At 56.6% G+C, this 19,025-nt stretch carries 20 protein-coding genes; all 20 read left to right on the top strand.

Annotation, left to right across the window (positions count from 1 at the left end; translation table 11 throughout):
- Positions 1-575 precede the first annotated feature (575 nt).
- Positions 576-710: a 50S ribosomal protein L34 gene (rpmH, locus tag LJX92_RS26970; protein ID WP_003213577.1), complete on the top strand. Its 135-nt coding sequence runs from the start codon at positions 576-578 to the stop codon at positions 708-710.
- 13 nt (positions 711-723) lie between these two features.
- Positions 724-1,131, top strand: a complete 408-nt coding sequence (gene rnpA, locus LJX92_RS26965; protein ID WP_416309149.1) for a ribonuclease P protein component — start codon at positions 724-726, stop codon at positions 1,129-1,131.
- Positions 1,124-1,369 carry a membrane protein insertion efficiency factor YidD gene (yidD, locus tag LJX92_RS26960; RefSeq protein ID WP_019816912.1) on the top strand — a complete coding sequence of 82 codons (246 nt, stop codon included), beginning with the start codon at positions 1,124-1,126 and terminating at the stop codon, positions 1,367-1,369. The genes rnpA and yidD overlap by 8 nt, the downstream gene beginning before the upstream one ends.
- 2 nt (positions 1,370-1,371) lie before the next feature.
- Complete coding sequence (gene yidC / locus LJX92_RS26955; RefSeq protein ID WP_005792609.1) at positions 1,372-3,054, top strand: membrane protein insertase YidC; 1,683 nt, start codon at positions 1,372-1,374, stop codon at positions 3,052-3,054.
- A 79-nt stretch (positions 3,055-3,133) separates the two neighbouring features.
- Positions 3,134-4,504: a tRNA uridine-5-carboxymethylaminomethyl(34) synthesis GTPase MnmE gene (gene mnmE / locus LJX92_RS26950; RefSeq protein WP_032878611.1), complete on the top strand. Its 1,371-nt coding sequence runs from the start codon at positions 3,134-3,136 to the stop codon at positions 4,502-4,504.
- A gap of 550 nt (positions 4,505-5,054) precedes the next feature.
- Complete coding sequence (mnmG, locus tag LJX92_RS26945) at positions 5,055-6,947, top strand: tRNA uridine-5-carboxymethylaminomethyl(34) synthesis enzyme MnmG (protein WP_005792607.1); 1,893 nt, start codon at positions 5,055-5,057, stop codon at positions 6,945-6,947.
- Positions 6,944-7,588, top strand: coding sequence for a 16S rRNA (guanine(527)-N(7))-methyltransferase RsmG (gene rsmG, locus LJX92_RS26940; RefSeq protein WP_032878612.1), 645 nt, complete (start codon positions 6,944-6,946; stop codon positions 7,586-7,588). Before mnmG ends, rsmG begins: the two co-directional genes overlap by 4 nt.
- 18 nt (positions 7,589-7,606) lie before the next feature.
- Complete coding sequence (locus tag LJX92_RS26935; RefSeq protein WP_005792605.1) at positions 7,607-8,404, top strand: ParA family protein; 798 nt, start codon at positions 7,607-7,609, stop codon at positions 8,402-8,404.
- Positions 8,405-8,413: 9 nt separating this feature from the next.
- On the top strand, positions 8,414-9,286 hold the full coding sequence (locus LJX92_RS26930; protein ID WP_057701858.1) for a ParB/RepB/Spo0J family partition protein: 873 nt from the start codon (positions 8,414-8,416) through the stop codon (positions 9,284-9,286).
- Between the two features lie 148 nt (positions 9,287-9,434).
- Complete coding sequence (locus tag LJX92_RS26925; protein ID WP_010565865.1) at positions 9,435-9,842, top strand: F0F1 ATP synthase subunit I; 408 nt, start codon at positions 9,435-9,437, stop codon at positions 9,840-9,842.
- 16 nt (positions 9,843-9,858) lie between these two features.
- Positions 9,859-10,728, top strand: coding sequence for a F0F1 ATP synthase subunit A (gene atpB, locus LJX92_RS26920; RefSeq protein ID WP_003195886.1), 870 nt, complete (start codon positions 9,859-9,861; stop codon positions 10,726-10,728).
- Between the two features lie 133 nt (positions 10,729-10,861).
- Positions 10,862-11,119, top strand: coding sequence for a F0F1 ATP synthase subunit C (gene atpE / locus LJX92_RS26915; RefSeq protein ID WP_002555987.1), 258 nt, complete (start codon positions 10,862-10,864; stop codon positions 11,117-11,119).
- Positions 11,120-11,175: 56 nt separating this feature from the next.
- Positions 11,176-11,646: a F0F1 ATP synthase subunit B gene (locus LJX92_RS26910; protein ID WP_003195835.1), complete on the top strand. Its 471-nt coding sequence runs from the start codon at positions 11,176-11,178 to the stop codon at positions 11,644-11,646.
- A gap of 12 nt (positions 11,647-11,658) precedes the next feature.
- Positions 11,659-12,195: a F0F1 ATP synthase subunit delta gene (locus LJX92_RS26905; RefSeq protein WP_003195833.1), complete on the top strand. Its 537-nt coding sequence runs from the start codon at positions 11,659-11,661 to the stop codon at positions 12,193-12,195.
- Between the two features lie 21 nt (positions 12,196-12,216).
- Positions 12,217-13,761, top strand: coding sequence for a F0F1 ATP synthase subunit alpha (gene atpA / locus LJX92_RS26900; RefSeq protein ID WP_003195831.1), 1,545 nt, complete (start codon positions 12,217-12,219; stop codon positions 13,759-13,761).
- Between the two features lie 50 nt (positions 13,762-13,811).
- Positions 13,812-14,672, top strand: a complete 861-nt coding sequence (gene atpG, locus LJX92_RS26895) for a F0F1 ATP synthase subunit gamma (RefSeq protein WP_005792602.1) — start codon at positions 13,812-13,814, stop codon at positions 14,670-14,672.
- A 27-nt stretch (positions 14,673-14,699) separates the two neighbouring features.
- Positions 14,700-16,076 carry a F0F1 ATP synthase subunit beta gene (atpD, locus tag LJX92_RS26890; protein ID WP_003195827.1) on the top strand — a complete coding sequence of 459 codons (1,377 nt, stop codon included), beginning with the start codon at positions 14,700-14,702 and terminating at the stop codon, positions 16,074-16,076.
- Between the two features lie 44 nt (positions 16,077-16,120).
- Complete coding sequence (locus LJX92_RS26885; RefSeq protein ID WP_005792601.1) at positions 16,121-16,537, top strand: F0F1 ATP synthase subunit epsilon; 417 nt, start codon at positions 16,121-16,123, stop codon at positions 16,535-16,537.
- Between the two features lie 123 nt (positions 16,538-16,660).
- A complete protein-coding gene (gene glmU, locus LJX92_RS26880) occupies positions 16,661-18,028 on the top strand; it encodes a bifunctional UDP-N-acetylglucosamine diphosphorylase/glucosamine-1-phosphate N-acetyltransferase GlmU (RefSeq protein WP_223017800.1) in 1,368 nt (455 codons plus the stop codon).
- A gap of 229 nt (positions 18,029-18,257) precedes the next feature.
- A complete protein-coding gene (locus LJX92_RS26875) occupies positions 18,258-19,025 on the top strand; it encodes a DeoR/GlpR family DNA-binding transcription regulator (RefSeq protein WP_032878617.1) in 768 nt (255 codons plus the stop codon).

Raw genomic sequence — 19,025 nt, 5'->3', positions numbered from 1 at the left:
GGATATCCCCTAAGTTGAAAGCCGGTGAGGCAAAAACAGCCGCCATTGTAGCGACCAGCCGCCCACTTATCCACATGTAGGTTGCTCACAGGGCACCCAAAATCAATGTGTTAACCGCAGAAAAGGCGACCAATGGTCTGTGCATAAGCTCTGTGGATAAACCACCCTGAGCTCGTTGCACAAGTGGGGGCAAAAGTCTGTGGGTAACCGGCCTGTGGATAACAACCCATTCCACGCACAGCTTATCCGATAGCGCAGCACAGGCAGAGCACTGCTTCTCCCCCGTGTTGTCATTCTCTGTACAGCGCGCAGAATAAGGGCTAAAGGCAGTTATCCACAGATGATCGCCTGGCTAGCTTTTATAAGCTTTACAGAAAAGCTTTAAATAACTTCCTTCTTTATTTTTATATCTATGGCATGGCGGATGAAAGCAGAACGGCTCGGAAGGCGGCAAAGATCTAATTGAAGGAAAAGCTGGTTGGAAATTGACCTAGAGGCTTGCTTTCTCTAGAATCGCCGGTCTCTTAAAACGGGGGCCATTCCGGCCCGTTGTGGACGAACCAGGTAACAACGCCATGAAACGTACTTTCCAACCAAGCACCATCAAACGCGCCCGTACTCACGGCTTCCGTGCTCGCATGGCTACCAAGAACGGCCGTGCTGTCCTGTCGCGTCGCCGCGCCAAAGGTCGTGCGCGTCTGGCAGTTTGATAATCCGGTACTGGTGGTGAGTCAGGACTTCAGTCGGGAAAAGCGTCTGCTTACCCCCCGGCATTTCAAGGCAGTCTTTGACTCCCCCACCGGCAAGGTTCCGGGGAAAAATCTCCTGCTCCTTGCGCGTAACAACGATCTTGATCACCCCCGTCTCGGGCTGGTGATTGGCAAGAAGAGCGTCAAGCTCTCCGTTGAGCGCAATCGCCTCAAGCGTCTGATGCGCGAATCGTTTCGCCTCCACCAGGACACTCTGGTTGGTTGGGATATTGTTATCGTCGCGCGCAAAGGCTTGGGTGATGTAGAAAACCCCGAATTGATTCAGCATTTCGGCAAGCTCTGGAAACGTTTGGCTCGTACCCACAAGCCAGCACCAGTAGTCAGCACCGAAACTGTAGGGGTAGACAGCCTTGATGCGTAAACTGGCAATCGTTCCGATCCAGTTTTATCGCTATGCCATTAGTCCTCTGATGGCCAGCCACTGTCGTTTCTACCCCAGTTGTTCCTGCTACGCGTTAGAGGCCATAGAAAATCATGGTCTTCTGCGCGGTGGCTGGCTGACCTTTCGTCGTTTAGGTCGCTGTCATCCGTGGAATCCCGGTGGTTATGACCCGGTTCCACCTATCCCTACCTCCCGTTCTTCTTCGATGGCCGAGTAATCATGGATATTAAACGCACAATCCTGATCGTCGCCCTGGCAATCGTGTCCTATGTCATGGTCCTTAAATGGAACCAGGACTACGGCCAGGCTGCCCTGCCGACTCAGAATGTTGCTACCAATCAGGCTGCGCCGGCTATTCCGGACACCCCGCTGGGTAACAATGCGTCCGCGAGTGCCGATGTTCCCAGCGCGAATGGCGAGACAAGTGCCCCGTTAGAAACGCCAGTGGTCACCAACAAAGACCTCATCCACGTGAAAACGGATGTGCTCGACCTGGCTATCGACCCACAAGGTGGTGATATTGCACAGCTGAAGCTGCCGCTTTATCCACGTCGCCAGGATCATCCGGATGTTCCGTTCCAGCTGTTCGATAACGGCGGTGAACGTACTTATCTGGCGCAAAGCGGCCTGACCGGCACCAATGGTCCGGATGCACGTGCTACCGGTCGTCCGGTTTATTCGACCGAGCAAAAGACTTATCAACTGGCAGACGGCCAGAACCAGTTGAACGTCGACCTGAAATTCAGCCTCGACGGCGTCAACTACATCAAGCGTTTCAGCTTTACCCGTGGTTTGTACGATCTGAAGGTCACTTACCTGATCGACAACACCAGCGACAAAGCCTGGAGCGGCAACCTGTTTGCCCAGCTCAAGCGTGACGCCAGTTCCGATCCGTCTTCCAGCACCGCCACCGGCACCGCGACTTACCTGGGCGCCGCCCTGTGGACAAGTAACGAGCCGTACAAAAAAGTGTCGATGAAAGATATCGACAAGGGCACGCTGAAAGAAACCGTCCAGGGTGGCTGGGTAGCGTGGCTGCAGCACTACTTCGTGACCGCCTGGATTCCGAACAAGGGTGACGCGAACCTGGTTCAAACCCGCAAGGACAGCCAGGGCAACTACATCATTGGGTTCACTGGCCCGGCGTTGACCGTCGCTCCAGGTGCCAAGGCTGAAACCAGCGCTACCCTGTACGCCGGTCCTAAAAGCCAGGCCGTATTGAAAGAGTTGTCCCCAGGTCTGGAATTGACTGTGGATTACGGCTTCCTGTGGTTCATTGCCCAGCCGATCTTCTGGCTGTTGCAACATATCCACAGCATCGTCGGCAACTGGGGCTGGTCGATCATCTTCCTGACCATGCTGATCAAGGGGATCTTCTTCCCACTGTCGGCAGCCAGCTACAAGTCGATGGCGCGTATGCGTGCCGTTGCCCCGAAACTGGCGGCACTGAAAGAACAACATGGCGATGACCGGCAGAAAATGTCGCAGGCCATGATGGAGCTGTACAAGAAAGAGAAGATCAACCCGCTGGGTGGATGCTTGCCTATTCTGGTACAGATGCCGGTGTTCCTGTCGCTGTACTGGGTACTGCTGGAAAGCGTGGAAATGCGCCAAGCGCCGTTCATGCTGTGGATAACTGACCTGTCGATCAAGGACCCGTTCTTTATCCTGCCGATAATCATGGGCGCGACCATGTTTATCCAGCAGCGTCTGAACCCAACCCCGCCGGATCCGATGCAGGCCAAGGTAATGAAAATGATGCCAATCATCTTCACCTTCTTCTTCCTGTGGTTCCCTGCTGGCTTGGTACTGTACTGGGTGGTCAACAACGTGTTGTCGATCTCTCAACAGTGGTACATCACACGTAAGATCGAAGCGGCTACCAAAAAAGCCGAGGCGTAATTTACTCTGTGGATAACCACTCAAGACGCCCCCTAGTGGGGCGTTTTGCTTTCCGTCACTTTTGTTCTGGAACCTGCTGATGAGCGCTCCTCGTGAAACCATCGCTGCTGTCGCCACCGCTCAGGGCCGAGGCGGAGTCGGTATCGTTCGAATTTCCGGCCCCTTGGCGGGCGTTGCGGCCATGGCAATCAGTGGCCGAGAGCTGAAACCCCGTTATGCCCATTACGGCCAGTTTCTGGATGCTGACCAAAGCGTATTGGACGAGGGCTTGGCGATCTATTTTCCGGGACCCAACTCTTTCACCGGTGAAGATGTCCTGGAATTACAGGGGCACGGTGGTCCTGTGGTCCTGGATATGCTCCTGCAGCGTTGCTTGCAACTGGGTTGCCGCTTGGCACGGCCTGGGGAATTCAGCGAACGGGCATTTCTGAACGACAAGCTCGATTTGGCCCAAGCCGAAGCGATTGCGGATTTGATCGAAGCCAGTTCTGCACAGGCTGCACGTAACGCTTTGCGCTCATTGCAGGGGGCTTTTTCCCTGCGTGTGCATAACCTTACCGAACAACTGATCAGTCTGCGTATCTACGTTGAAGCGGCGATCGATTTTCCCGAAGAAGAAATCGACTTCCTCGCGGATGGCCATGTGCTGGCAATGTTGGATAAGGTCCGTGAGGAATTATCCACAGTCCTGCGTGAAGCCGGGCAGGGAGCCTTGCTGCGCGATGGTATGACGGTGGTGATTGCCGGGCGGCCCAATGCCGGTAAATCCAGCCTGCTCAACGCCCTGGCAGGGCGCGAGGCGGCGATCGTCACCGAGATTGCCGGCACTACCCGGGATATCTTGCGCGAACATATCCACATCGACGGCATGCCGCTTCACGTCGTCGACACCGCCGGGCTGCGCGACACCGACGACCAGGTGGAAAAAATTGGTGTGGAACGCGCGCTCAAGGCTATCGGGGAAGCCGATCGTGTGTTGTTGGTCGTCGATGCCACGGCACCGGAAGCTGTGGATCCTTTTGCGCTGTGGCCAGAATTCCTCGAGCAACGACCTGACCCGGCCAAAGTCACCTTGATTCGTAACAAGGCCGACCTGACGGGTGAAGCGATTGCCCTGCAAACCAGTGAGGATGGCCATGTCACTATCAGCCTGAGCGCCAAAGCGGCAGGTGACGGCCTGGAATTGCTGCGTGAGCATCTCAAGGCCTGCATGGGCTATGAACAGACCTCGGAAAGCAGCTTCAGTGCACGTCGCAGGCATCTTGAGGCACTGCGCCATGCCAGTGCCGCCTTGGAGCACGGCCGGGCGCAGCTGACCTTGGCGGGTGCTGGGGAGCTGCTGGCTGAAGATTTACGTCAAGCACAGCAACTGCTGGGAGAAATTACCGGCGCGTTCAGCTCGGACGATTTGCTGGGCAGGATCTTCTCCAGCTTCTGCATCGGTAAATAGACCTTCGTTGTCCACAGACAGGCCATTCGCGCCTGTCTGTTCAGCCCGTTTCAGGGCAACCCCATCATTTTTTGACTGACTCGCCGAGCAATCGGTGTTTTTCCGTGCGCGCTATTCGCCTCGGCTGGTACTTTTCTGTGGATTAAACCCTGTGAGTAACCGCGCCTGTGCCCAGTTGATAACAGGGCTTGAAACCTGAGTAAAAACCCGCCTGTGGATAACCATCACTTTAATCCACAGGCTTAAAGCACTTATCCAAGGGCCTCATTGGCACATGACCACAGACTTTTGAATCGCTGTACACATTGAATATAAAGGGCTGTAGAGATCTATCCACAGAAACGTTGCTCAGTAGAAATAAACATAAAAACAAAGATTTAATAAATTTCTCTCTTTTAATTTCTATTGTCTGTGATTCATCCACAGCTGGTTAAATTTTGTGCAAAGGGTTCTTTAGGAAGGGCGAAGTCCCTATACTTGCCGCCATAGCTCCAAAACTCTTTCAACAGACAATTCCTGATTACCTACATAAGCAGGCACGAGGTGCGTGGTGGATTTCCCTTCCCGTTTTGAAGTGATCGTCATCGGCGGCGGTCATGCCGGTACCGAGGCAGCACTGGCGTCAGCACGCATGGGCGTAAAAACCCTGTTGCTTACGCACAACGTGGAAACCCTCGGTGCCATGAGTTGCAACCCCGCTATTGGCGGGATTGGCAAAAGCCATCTGGTCAAGGAAATCGATGCCCTTGGCGGTGTAATGGCGATGGCCACCGACAAAGGTGGTATTCAATTTCGCGTGCTAAACAGCCGTAAAGGCCCGGCCGTAAGGGCTACCCGAGCCCAGGCCGACCGCATCCTGTACAAGGCAGCGGTGCGCGAAACCCTGGAAAACCAGCCGAACCTGTGGATATTTCAGCAGGCTGCCGATGACCTGATCGTCGAGCAGGACCAGGTACGCGGTGTCGTCACGCAAATGGGTCTGCGTTTTCACGCAGACTCGGTAGTACTGACCACAGGGACGTTCCTCGGCGGACTTATCCACATTGGTATGCAAAATTATTCCGGTGGTCGCGCTGGTGATCCGCCGTCGATTGCCCTGGCAAAACGTCTGCGTGAACTGCCGCTGCGCGTCGGCCGCTTGAAAACCGGTACCCCGCCACGCATTGACGGGCGCTCTGTGGATTTCTCGGTGATGACCGAGCAAGCCGGCGATACGCCGATCCCGGTGATGTCGTTCATGGGTTCCAAAGAACAGCACCCCAAACAGGTCAGTTGCTGGATTACCCATACCAACGCCCGTACCCACGAAATCATTGCCGCGAACCTTGATCGTTCGCCGATGTATTCCGGGGTGATCGAAGGCATTGGCCCGCGGTATTGCCCGTCGATCGAAGACAAGATCCACCGCTTTGCCGACAAGGAAAGCCACCAGGTCTTTATCGAACCCGAAGGCTTGACCACTCACGAGCTGTATCCCAACGGGATTTCCACCTCGCTGCCGTTCGATGTGCAGATCCAGATCGTGCAATCGATTCGCGGTATGGAAAATGCGCACATCGTGCGTCCCGGCTACGCCATCGAGTACGACTACTTCGACCCGCGTGATCTGAAATACAGCCTGGAAACCAAGGTGATCGGGGGGTTGTTCTTTGCTGGCCAAATCAACGGGACCACCGGTTACGAAGAAGCCGGCGCCCAAGGTTTGCTGGCCGGAACCAACGCGGCATTGCGTGCACAAGGCAAAGACAGCTGGTGCCCGCGTCGTGATGAAGCGTACATCGGCGTATTGGTCGATGACCTGATCACCCTGGGCACCCAGGAACCGTACCGCATGTTCACTTCCCGCGCGGAATACCGTCTGATCCTGCGCGAAGACAACGCCGATCTACGCCTGACTGAAAAAGGTCGCGAGTTGGGCCTGGTCGATGACGCGCGCTGGGCTGCCTTCTGCAAAAAACGTGAAAGCATTGCGCTTGAAGAGCAACGCCTGAAAAGTACCTGGGTTCGCCCAGGCACCGAGCAGGGCGACGCGATCGCGGAAAAATTCGGCACGCCGTTGACCCATGAGTACAACTTGCTCAACCTGCTTTCTCGTCCGGAAATCGACTACGCTGGTCTGGTTGAAGTGACAGGCCAGGGCGCAGAAGACCCACAAGTCGCCGAACAGGTGGAGATCAAGACCAAGTACGCCGGTTACATTGATCGCCAGCAGGACGAAATCGCCCGGCTGCGCGCCAGTGAAGACACCAAGCTGCCTGTGGATATTGACTACACCGGGATTTCCGGGCTGTCGAAAGAAATTCAAAGCAAGCTGGGGATAACTCGGCCTGAAACACTCGGGCAGGCTTCACGTATCCCTGGCGTGACCCCAGCAGCTATTTCGCTGTTGATGATTCATTTGAAAAAACGCGGCGCGGGCCGTCAGTTGGAGCAAAGCGCTTGAGTTCGTTGGTCACCTCGCAACACGCCGAAGAGTTATCCACAGGGGCGCGCCAGTTGGGCGTAGCGTTGACCGAGGTCCAGCATGAGTTACTGCTGGGCTACCTGGCCCTGTTGATCAAATGGAACAAGGCCTACAACCTGACCGCAGTGCGTGATCCAGACGAAATGGTCTCGCGCCATCTGCTCGATAGTCTCAGTGTGATGCCGTTCATCGAAAACGGTCGCTGGCTGGATGTCGGCAGCGGCGGCGGGATGCCTGGTATTCCGCTGGCCATCCTGTTTCCCGAGTCGCAAGTGACCTGCCTGGACAGCAACGGCAAGAAAACCCGCTTCCTGACCCAGGTCAAACTCGAACTCAAGCTGGACAACCTGCACGTTATCCACAGTCGCGTCGAAGCCTTTACGCCTGAACAGCCTTTCCACGGAATTGTTTCCCGGGCGTTCAGCAGCATGGAGAACTTCAGCAACTGGACTCGCCATCTAGGCGATCGCGACACGCGCTGGCTGGCAATGAAGGGCGTCCATCCAAGCGACGAGCTGTTAGCATTGCCGGCAGACTTCCACCTCGATAGCGAACACGCCTTGGCCGTCCCCGGTTGCCAAGGCCAACGCCATCTGCTGATACTGCGCCGCACGGCATGATTGGGAACACAAGCAAGAATGGCTAAGGTATTCGCGATTGCGAACCAGAAAGGTGGTGTGGGTAAAACCACCACCTGTATCAACCTCGCAGCATCCCTGGTCGCCACCAAGCGTCGGGTGCTGTTGATCGATCTCGATCCACAGGGCAACGCCACCATGGGTAGCGGTGTGGATAAACACGGCCTTGAAAACTCGGTCTACGATTTGCTGATTGGTGAATGTGACCTGGCCCAGGCCATGCACTATTCCGAGCACGGTGGTTACCAACTGCTGCCGGCCAACCGCGATTTGACCGCGGCGGAAGTGGTGTTGCTGGAAATGCAGATGAAAGAAAGCCGTCTGCGCAGCGCCTTGGCACCTATCCGCGAGAATTACGACTACATTTTGATCGACTGCCCGCCGTCGCTGTCGATGCTCACACTCAACGCGCTGGTTGCCGCCGATGGGGTGATTATCCCCATGCAGTGCGAGTACTTCGCCCTTGAGGGCTTGAGCGACCTTGTGGATAACATCAAGCGTATCGCTGAGTTGCTCAACCCGAACCTGAAAGTCGAAGGCCTGCTGCGGACCATGTATGACCCGCGCCTGAGCCTGATGAACGATGTCTCGGCGCAGCTCAAGGAACATTTTGGCGATCAGTTGTACGACACCGTGATTCCACGCAACATCCGCCTGGCCGAAGCACCAAGCTATGGCATGCCCGCGCTGGCGTACGATAAATCCTCGCGTGGTGCCATTGCCTACCTGGCGCTGGCTGGCGAGATGGTTCGTCGTCAACGCCGCAATTCACGCACCGCTGCAGCCCAGCCAACTTAAGGAATCCCCATGGCCGTCAAGAAACGAGGTCTCGGACGTGGACTGGATGCACTCCTGAGTGGTCCTACCGTCACATCGCTTGAAGAACAAGCGGTGCAGGCCGACGAGCGCGAGCTGCAGCACTTGCCCCTGGATCTGATCCAGCGCGGCAAATACCAGCCGCGGCGGGACATGGATCCCCAGGCGCTGGAAGAACTGGCCAACTCGATCAAGGCCCAGGGCGTGATGCAACCGATTGTGGTGCGCCCAATTGGCAGCGGTCGCTTTGAGATCATCGCCGGTGAACGTCGCTGGCGCGCCAGCCAACAGGCAGGCAAGGAAACCATCCCGGCGATGGTGCGCGATGTGCCGGATGAAACTGCCATCGCCATGGCGTTGATCGAGAACATCCAGCGTGAGGACCTCAACCCGATCGAAGAAGCGATCGCGTTGCAGCGTTTGCAGCAGGAATTTCAGCTGACCCAGCAACAAGTGGCCGAGGCGGTCGGAAAATCCCGTGTCACGGTTTCCAACTTGCTGCGTCTGATCGCCTTGCCGGAAGTCATCAAGACCATGTTGTCCCATGGCGATCTGGAAATGGGCCACGCTCGTGCTTTGCTGGGTTTGCCGGAAAATCAACAGGTTGAAGGGGCGCGACACGTTGTCGCACGAGGGCTCACCGTTCGTCAGACCGAGGCCCTGGTTCGCCAGTGGCTCAGCGGTAAACCTGCACCGGTTGAAACCGCCAAACCTGATCCGGATATCGCGCGCCTCGAGCAGCGCCTGGCCGAGCGGCTAGGCTCTGCGGTGCAAATTCGCCACGGCAAGAAGGGCAAAGGCCAACTGGTCATCGGATATAACTCCCTCGATGAGCTTCAGGGCGTCCTTGCCCACATCCGCTGAAACATTTGCTTATGTAGCGCGTGATCGGAAATCACTACCCGACAGTTGAATAGGGGCAGAACCGCCCCTATACTCTGCGCGCATTTTGTCGGCACAAATTATGCCAAGTTATTGATTTCCGGCAGCCGACCATTGAGGAGCAAGAGTGATGGAAACCCGCACGCCAAACACGTTGCCGTTCCATCGCTTGGCTGTTTTTCCGGTTTTGTTGGCTCAATTTGTCATTTTGCTGATCGCCGCTTTGGCGCTTTGGTACTGGCATGGAGTCGTAGCCGGATATTCAGGACTCTGCGGAGGCCTGATAGCCTTGCTGCCCAATATGTATTTTGCTCACAGGGCCTTTCGGTTTTCCGGCGCCCGAGCAGCCCAGGCTATCGTGCGGTCTTTTTATGCCGGCGAAGCAGGGAAACTGATTTTGACGGCAGTGCTGTTTGCACTGACCTTTGCAGGTGTGAAGCCATTGGCGCCGCTGGCTGTATTCGGCGTCTTCGTGTTGACCCAACTGGTCAGCTGGTTCGCTCCCCTGCTAATGAAAACAAGACTTTCGAAACCTTAGGGCGTTTGAGGCAACCATGGCAGAAACAACCGCTTCGGGCTATATCCAGCACCACTTGCAGAACCTGACCTTCGGTCAGCTTCCTAATGGCGGCTGGGGCTTTGCCCACACCGCAGCAGAAGCCAAAGAAATGGGTTTCTGGGCTTTCCACCTGGATACTCTGGGTTGGTCGGTCGCATTGGGTCTGATCTTCGTCCTGATTTTCCGCATGGCGGCAAAGAAGGCGACTTCCGGTCAGCCAGGTGCTTTGCAGAACTTCGTTGAAGTATTGGTCGAATTCGTCGATGGCAGCGTGAAAGACAGCTTCCATGGCCGTAGCCCGGTGATTGCACCGTTGGCACTGACCATCTTCGTCTGGGTATTCCTGATGAACGCCGTCGACCTGATCCCGGTGGACTGGATTCCTCAGTTGGCCATGGCGATCTCCGGCGATCCGCACATCCCATTCCGTGCCGTATCCACCACTGACCCGAACGCTACCCTGGGCATGGCCCTGTCGGTGTTCGCGTTGATCATTTTCTACAGCATCAAGGTCAAGGGCATCGGCGGCTTCATCGGCGAACTGACCCTGCACCCGTTCGGCAGCAAGAACATCTTCGTTCAAGCCCTGCTGATCCCGGTGAACTTCCTGCTGGAATTCGTGACCCTGATCGCCAAGCCGATTTCCCTGGCTCTGCGACTGTTCGGCAACATGTATGCCGGCGAGCTGGTGTTCATTCTGATCGCTGTGATGTTCGGCAGCGGTCTGCTCTGGCTTAGCGGCCTGGGCGTAGTACTGCAGTGGGCGTGGGCTGTGTTCCACATCCTGATCATTACCCTGCAGGCCTTCATCTTCATGATGCTGACCATCGTCTATCTGTCGATGGCGCACGAAGAGAACCATTAAGACCAGTCTCGACTAGTCTGATGTCCTTCCCGGTCAAACGGGAAGGTGGCCCAACAGGGCTATGAAACGATTTGTTTTACCGCTTTAAAATCTAAAAAACCTAAACCATACGACGTAAAAGTCGGGAGGAAAGATGGAAACTGTAGTTGGTCTAACCGCTATCGCTGTTGCACTGTTGATCGGCCTGGGCGCCCTGGGTACTGCCATTGGTTTCGGCCTGCTGGGCGGCAAATTCCTGGAAGGCGCAGCGCGTCAGCCAGAAATGGTCCCAATGCTGCAAGTTAAAATGTTCATCGTCGCCGGCCTGCTCGACGCCGTGACCATGATCGGCGTTGGTATCGCACTGTTCTTCACCTTCGCGAACCCCTTCGTTGGTCAACTCGCTGGCTAATCACTCGAATTTTCGAGTGATTGGGGTGATGGACAACGAATGAGCGAGGTGTTGGCGTGAACATTAATGCAACCCTGATTGGCCAATCCGTTGCGTTCTTCATTTTTGTAGTGTTTTGCATGAAGTTCGTGTGGCCTCCGGTCATCGCGGCTTTGCACGAACGTCAGAAGAAGATCGCGGATGGTTTGGACGCTGCCAGCCGTGCAGCTCGCGACCTGGAGTTGGCCCACGAGAAAGTGGGTCAGCAACTGCGCGAAGCTAAAGCACAGGCAGCCGAGATCATTGAGCAAGCCAAGAAACGCGGTAACCAGATCGTCGAAGAGGCTGTTGAAAAAGCCCGCGTCGAAGCTGACCGTGTGAAGGCTTCGGCTCATGCCGAGATCGAACAGGAACTGAACGGCGTCAAAGACGCGCTGCGTGCCCAACTGGGTGCTCTGGCGGTCGGCGGTGCTGAGAAGATCCTCGGTGCCACAATCGATCAAAACGCGCACGCGGAGCTGGTTAACAAACTGGCTGCTGAAATTTAAGCGAGGGCGATCATGGCAGAACTGACCACGTTGGCCCGACCTTACGCTAAGGCAGCCTTCGAGCACGCCCAGGCCCACCAGCAGCTGGCCTCTTGGTCAGCCATGCTCGGCCTGGCTGCAGCAGTGTCGCAAGACGACACCATGCAGCGCGTGCTCAAGGCCCCGCGCCTGACGAGCGCAGACAAGGCCGCCACTTTTATTGAAGTGTGCGGCGACAAGTTTGATGTGAAGGTGCAGAACTTCATCCACGTCATTGCCGAAAACGACCGTCTCCCGCTATTGCCGGAGATCGCCGCTCTGTTCGACCTGTACAAGGCCGAAGCAGAGAAATCGGTAGACGTTGAAGTGACCAGTGCTTTCGCATTGAACCAAGAACAGCAAGACAAACTCGCCAAGGTTCTCAGTGCACGACTCAATCGGGAAGTGCGCCTGCAAGCTTCGGAGGACGCATCCCTGATTGGTGGTGTTGTTATCCGTGCCGGCGACCTGGTTATCGATGGCTCGATTCGCGGCAAAATCGCGAAACTTGCCGAAGCATTGAAATCTTGAGTTTGAAGGGGCAGCAGAGCAATGCAGCAACTCAATCCTTCCGAAATAAGTGAAATTATCAAGGGCCGCATCGACAAGCTCGATGTGACCTCCCAAGCCCGTAACGAAGGCACTGTCGTCAGCGTATCTGACGGCATCGTGCGGATTCACGGTCTGGCCGACGTAATGTACGGCGAGATGATCGAGTTTCCGGGCGGCGTCTACGGTATGGCCCTCAACCTGGAGCAAGACTCCGTAGGTGCCGTTGTATTGGGCGCGTACACCAGTCTGGCTGAAGGCATGAGCGCCAAGTGCACAGGCCGCATCCTGGAAGTTCCGGTTGGTAAGGAACTGCTGGGTCGCGTAGTCGACGCACTGGGTAACCCTGTTGACGGTAAAGGTCCACTGGGCAACACCGAGACCGACGCGGTCGAGAAAGTTGCTCCAGGCGTGATCTGGCGTAAGTCGGTAGACCAGCCTGTACAGACTGGCTACAAGGCTGTCGATGCCATGATCCCGGTCGGCCGTGGCCAGCGTGAGCTGATCATCGGTGACCGTCAGATCGGTAAAACCGCTCTGGCGATCGACGCGATCATCAACCAGAAAGACAGCGGCATTTTCTGCGTCTACGTAGCCATCGGTCAGAAGCAATCGACCATCGCCAACGTGGTTCGCAAGCTGGAAGAAAACGGCGCCCTGGCCAACACGATCATCGTGGCTGCCAGTGCTTCGGAATCTCCTGCGCTGCAATTCCTGGCACCGTACTCCGGTTGCACCATGGGTGAATTCTTCCGCGACCGCGGTGAAGACGCGCTGATCGTTTATGACGATCTGTCCAAGCAAGCAGTGGCTTACCGCCAGATTTCCCTGCTGCTGCGCCGTCCACCAGGCCGTGAAGCCTACCCAGGCGACGTGTTCTATCTCCACTCCCGTCTGCTGGAGCGCGCTTCCCGCGTTTCGGAAGAATACGTAGAGAAGTTCACCAACGGCGCAGTGACCGGCAAAACCGGTTCCCTGACCGCACTGCCGATCATCGAAACCCAGGCTGGCGACGTTTCCGCGTTCGTTCCGACCAACGTGATTTCCATCACTGACGGTCAGATCTTCCTGGAATCGGCCATGTTCAACTCCGGGATCCGTCCTGCTGTGAACGCCGGTGTTTCGGTATCCCGTGTGGGTGGTGCCGCTCAGACCAAGATCATCAAGAAGCTCTCCGGTGGTATCCGTACCGCTCTGGCTCAGTACCGTGAACTGGCGGCATTCGCCCAGTTCGCTTCTGACCTGGACGAAGCGACCCGTAAGCAACTTGAGCATGGTCAGCGCGTTACCGAGCTGATGAAGCAGAAGCAATACGCCCCAATGTCGATCGCTGACATGGCGTTGTCGCTGTATGCCGCTGAGCGTGGGTTCCTGACCGACGTTGAAATCGCCAAGGTCGGCAGCTTTGAACAAGCGCTGATTGCTTACTTCAACCGCGATCACGCCGAATTGATGGCGAAGATCAACGTGAAGGGTGACTTCAATGACGATATCGACGCTGGCATGAAAGCCGGTATCGAGAAGTTCAAGGCCACCCAAACCTGGTAAGCCGCAGCGGGAGCCGCAAGGCTCCCGCTTGCTAACCTGATAGGTGTTACATGGCAGGCGCAAAAGAGATTCGCAGTAAGATTGCGAGCATCAAAAGCACGCAAAAAATTACCAGCGCCATGGAAAAAGTGGCGGTCAGCAAAATGCGCAAGGCACAAATGCGCATGGCTGCTAGCCGTCCTTATGCGGAGCGTATCCGCCAGGTAATTGGGCATCTGGCCAACGCCAACCCGGAATACCGCCACCCGTTCATGATCGAGCGCGCCGTCAAGCGTGCAGGTTATGTGGTAGTGAGCAGTGACCGTGGTTTGTGCGGTGGTCTGAATACCAACCTGTTCAAGGCCCTGGTCAAGGACATGGCGGTAAACCGCGAAAACGGCGTCGAGATCGATCTGTGTGTGGTGGGTAGCAAGGGTGCGGCCTTTTTCCGCAACTTCGGCGGTAACGTCGTTGCAGCTATCAGCCATCTGGGTGAAGAGCCGTCGATCAATGATTTGATCGGCAGTGTGAAGGTGATGCTGGATGCGTACCTGGAAGGCCGTATTGACCGCCTTTCCGTGGTATCCAACAAGTTCATCAACACCATGACCCAGCAGCCAACCGTGGAGCAATTGATTCCACTGGTGGCGACTCCGGATCAGGAACTCAAGCACCACTGGGACTACCTCTACGAACCAGACGCCAAAGAGCTGCTTGATGGCTTGATGGTGCGCTACGTGGAGTCGCAGGTGTACCAGGCGGTGGTCGAGAACAACGCAGCTGAACAAGCGGCGCGGATGATCGCGATGAAAAACGCTACCGATAACGCCGGTGATCTGATCAGCGATTTGCAGCTGATCTACAACAAGGCGCGTCAGGCTGCGATCACCCAAGAGATCTCGGAAATCGTCGGCGGCGCTGCCGCGGTTTAACGGTTCAAATATTCAGAGGATCCAGCTATGAGTAGCGGACGTATCGTTCAAATCATCGGCGCCGTTATCGACGTGGAATTTCCACGCGACAGCGTACCGAGCATCTACAACGCGCTGAAAGTACAAGGCGCGGAAACTACCCTGGAAGTTCAGCAACAGCTGGGCGACGGCGTAGTTCGTACCATTGCGATGGGTTCCACCGAAGGCTTGAAGCGCGGTCTGGACGTTGTCGACACTGGCGCTGCCATCTCCGTACCGGTCGGTAAAGCGACCCTGGGCCGGATCATGGACGTACTGGGCAACCCGATCGACGAAGCTGGCCCGATCGCTACCGAAGAGCGCTGGGGCATTCACCGCGCAGCACCTTCGTTCGCAGAACAAGCGGGCGGCAACGACCTGCTGGAAACCGGCATCAAGGTTATCGACCTGGTTTGCCCGTTCGCCAAAGGCGGTAAAGTCGGTCTGTTCGGTGGTGCCGGTGTAGGCAAGACCGTAAACATGATGGAACTGATCCGTAACATCGCCATCGAGCACAGCGGTTATTCCGTGTTCGCAGGTGTGGGTGAGCGTACTCGTGAGGGTAACGACTTCTACCACGAGATGAAGGACTCCAACGTTCTGGACAAAGTGGCACTGGTTTACGGTCAGATGAACGAGCCGCCGGGAAACCGTCTGCGCGTAGCACTGACTGGCCTGACCATGGCCGAGAAGTTCCGTGACGAAGGTAACGACGTTCTGTTGTTCGTCGACAACATCTACCGTTACACCCTGGCCGGTACTGAAGTATCCGCACTGCTGGGCCGTATGCCTTCTGCAGTAGGTTACCAGCCGACCCTGGCTGAAGAGATGGGCGTTCTGCAAGAACGTATCACTTCGACCAAGGAAGGTTCGATCACCTCGATCCAAGCGGTATACGTACCTGCGGATGACTTGACCGACCCGTCGCCAGCCACCACCTTCGCCCACTTGGACGCCACCGTCGTTCTGTCCCGTGACATCGCTTCCCTGGGTATCTACCCAGCGGTCGATCCACTCGACTCGACTTCGCGCCAGCTGGATCCGAACGTGATCGGCCAGGAGCACTACGACACCGCTCGCGGCGTTCAGTACGTGCTGCAGCGTTACAAAGAACTGAAGGACATCATTGCGATCCTGGGTATGGACGAGCTGTCGGAAGCCGACAAGCAGTTGGTAAACCGTGCTCGTAAGATCCAGCGTTTCTTGTCGCAGCCGTTCTTCGTGGCTGAAGTCTTCACCGGTGCCTCGGGTAAATACGTTTCCCTGAAAGACACCATTGCTGGCTTCAAAGGCATCCTCAACGGTGACTACGACCACCTGCCAGAACAAGCGTTCTACATGGTCGGCGGCATCGAAGAAGCGATCGAGAAAGCCAAGAAACTGTAATCCAGGCGCCCGGCAACGGGCGCTCATCAGGTTGAGGCAATCAGATGGCTATGACAGTCCATTGCGATATCGTCAGCGCGGAAGGGGAAATTTTCTCCGGTCTGGTCGAGTTTGTAACAGCGCACGGCGACTTGGGTGATCTTGGTATCGCCATGGGTCACGCCCCGCTGATCACAAGCTTGAAGCCAGGTCCGATCACTCTGACCAAGCAAGGCGGGGAAAAAGAGGTGTTCTACATCTCTGGTGGTTTCCTCGAGGTTCAGCCGAACATGGTCAAGGTACTTGCCGACACCGTGCAACGTGCTGGCGACCTGGATGAAGCCTCCGCTCAGGAAGCCGTCAAGGCTGCCGAGAAGGCCCTGAACGAAAAAGGCGCAGACTTCGACTACAGCGCTGCTGCAGTTCGTCTGGCCGAGGCTGCAGCTCAGCTGCGCACGCTCCAGCAGATCCGCAAGAAGTAAGCGGCCTTGCCGTTACACTTCATGCGTGATTGATTAAAAAGGGTGGCCTCGGCTACCCTTTTTCTTTTTTTGCAAAACACTTCTTTGGTCTGAACCCGGACCGCCCAGGATTGGTAGCCATTCATGTCTCTTGAAATCGTCATTCTCGCCGCAGGCCAGGGCACCCGTATGCGTTCAGCCCTGCCCAAGGTGCTGCACCCGGTCGCGGGTAACTCCATGCTGGGTCATGTTATCCACAGCGCCCGGCAATTGGACCCGCAACGTATTCATGTGGTGATTGGCCACGGTGCAGACGTGGTCCGTGAGCGTCTGGCTGCGGACGACTTGAATTTCGTATTGCAAGACAAGCAACTGGGCACCGGCCACGCTACCGCGCAAGCCGTGCCCTTCATTACCGCCGACACGGTGCTGATCCTCTATGGCGATGTACCGCTGATTGAAGTAGAAACCCTGCAACGACTGCTCAAGCACGTAGTGCCTGGCCAGATGGGCTTGCTCACCGTTGAGTTGGACGACCCTACCGGCTATGGCCGCATCGTGCGCAATGCCGACGGCAAGGTTGCCGCGATCGTCGAGCACAAGGACGCCAGTGAAGCCCAGCGCGCCATTACCGAAGGCAACACCGGCATTCTTGCCGTACCTGCCGATAAGCTGGGCGACTGGATGAGCCGTCTGTCCAACAACAATGCCCAGGGCGAGTACTACCTCACCGATGTCATTGAGATGGCCGTCAGCGATGGCCTGGTGGTCGCCACTGAGCAGCCCCACGACCCGATGGAAGTGCAGGGCGCCAACGACCGCAAGCAGCTTGCAGAGCTGGAGCGTCACTACCAGTTGCGTGAAGGCCTGCGTCTGATGGCCCAGGGCGTGACCCTGCGTGACCCGGCGCGTTTCGATGTGCGTGGCGACGTAACAGTAGGCCGCGACGTGCTGATCGATATCAACGTGATCCTCGAAGGCCGGGTGATCATTGAAGACAATGTGGTCATCGGCCCGAACTGCGTGATCAAGGACAGCACCTTGCGCAAAGGCGTGGTCGTCAAGGCCAACAGCCATGTCGACGGTGCCGTGATGGGTGAGGGCAGCGATGCAGGGCCGTTTGCGCGCTTGCGTCCAGGTAGCGAGCTGGGGGCCAAGGCCCATGTGGGTAACTTTGTCGAACTGAAAAACGCACACCTCGGCGAAGGTGCAAAAGTCGGTCACCTGACTTACCTGGGCGATGCCGTCATCGGCGCCCGCACCAACATTGGTGCCGGCACCATCACCTGCAACTATGACGGCGCCAACAAGTACCAGACGACGATTGGTGAAGATGTATTCATTGGCTCCAATAACTCGCTGGTTGCTCCCGTCTCCATTGGCGATGGTTCAAATACGGCGGCAGGCTCGACCATCAACCAGGATGTGGATAAGTCCCAGCTGGCGGTAGCCCGCGCCCGTCAACGCAATATCGACGGTTGGAAACGCCCGGTCAAAATCAAGAAGACCTGAGTTATCCACAGCCTTGGCAGCGTCAAAACTCCAATGTGGGAGGGGGCTTGCTCCCGATAGCGGTGGACCAGTCAACTCATCAGGTGACTGACACACCGTCATCGGGGGCAAGCCCCCTCCCACATTTGCCGGTGTTGTTCGAAAAATAGTTATCGCCCCAGCTTGACGATCTTTCGCCAATAGGTTTTGATTGCCTTCGTTATCTTTCGGAACGAAACTTATCACTGCCATGTCGAAACGAAATACTCCCCAGCGGCGCCACAATATCCTCACCTTGCTCAATGAGCAGGGCGAAGTCAGCGTGGACCAACTGGCCAAGCGTTTCGAAACTTCGGAAGTCACCATCCGCAAGGACTTGGCCGCCCTCGAAAGTAACGGCCTGCTCCTGCGTCGCTACGGTGGCGCAATCACCATGCCCCAAGAGCTGGTAGGCGACGCCGCCCAGCCCATCTCGGCCTACAAGCGTGCCATCGCGCGTGCGGCCGTGGTGCGCTTGCGTGAACATGCGCGCATCATCATCGACAGCGGCAGCACCACCGCCGCCATGATTCCGGAACTCGGTCATCAACCCGGGCTGGTGGTTATGACCAACTCCTTGAATGTGGCCCGCGCCCTGAGCGAACTGGAACATGAACCGGTGCTGTTAATGACCGGCGGTACCTGGGACCCGCATTCGGACTCGTTCCAGGGGCAGGTCGCCGAGCAGGTGCTGCGTTCCTACGATTTTGATCAGTTGTTCATTGGCGCCGACGGCATCGACTTGCAGCGCGGCACCACCACCTTCAACGAACTGCTGGGCCTGAGCCGTGTGATGGCTGAGGTCGCCCGTGAAGTGGTGGTGATGGTCGAGTCCGACAAGATTGGCCGCAAGATTCCCAACCTGGAGCTGCCCTGGAGCAGCGTCCATACCCTTATTACCGATGATCGCCTGCCACTTGAGGCCCGCGACCAGATCCAAGCCCGCGGCATTACGCTGATATGCGCGGCAGTCATCTAG

The sequence above is a fragment of the Pseudomonas sp. HN8-3 genome (assembly GCF_020790195.1).
GTDB lineage: Bacteria > Pseudomonadota > Gammaproteobacteria > Pseudomonadales > Pseudomonadaceae > Aquipseudomonas > Aquipseudomonas synxantha_A.
Note: the sequence above shows the minus strand (reverse complement) of the source record. Positions and strands in the feature narration are given on the sequence as shown.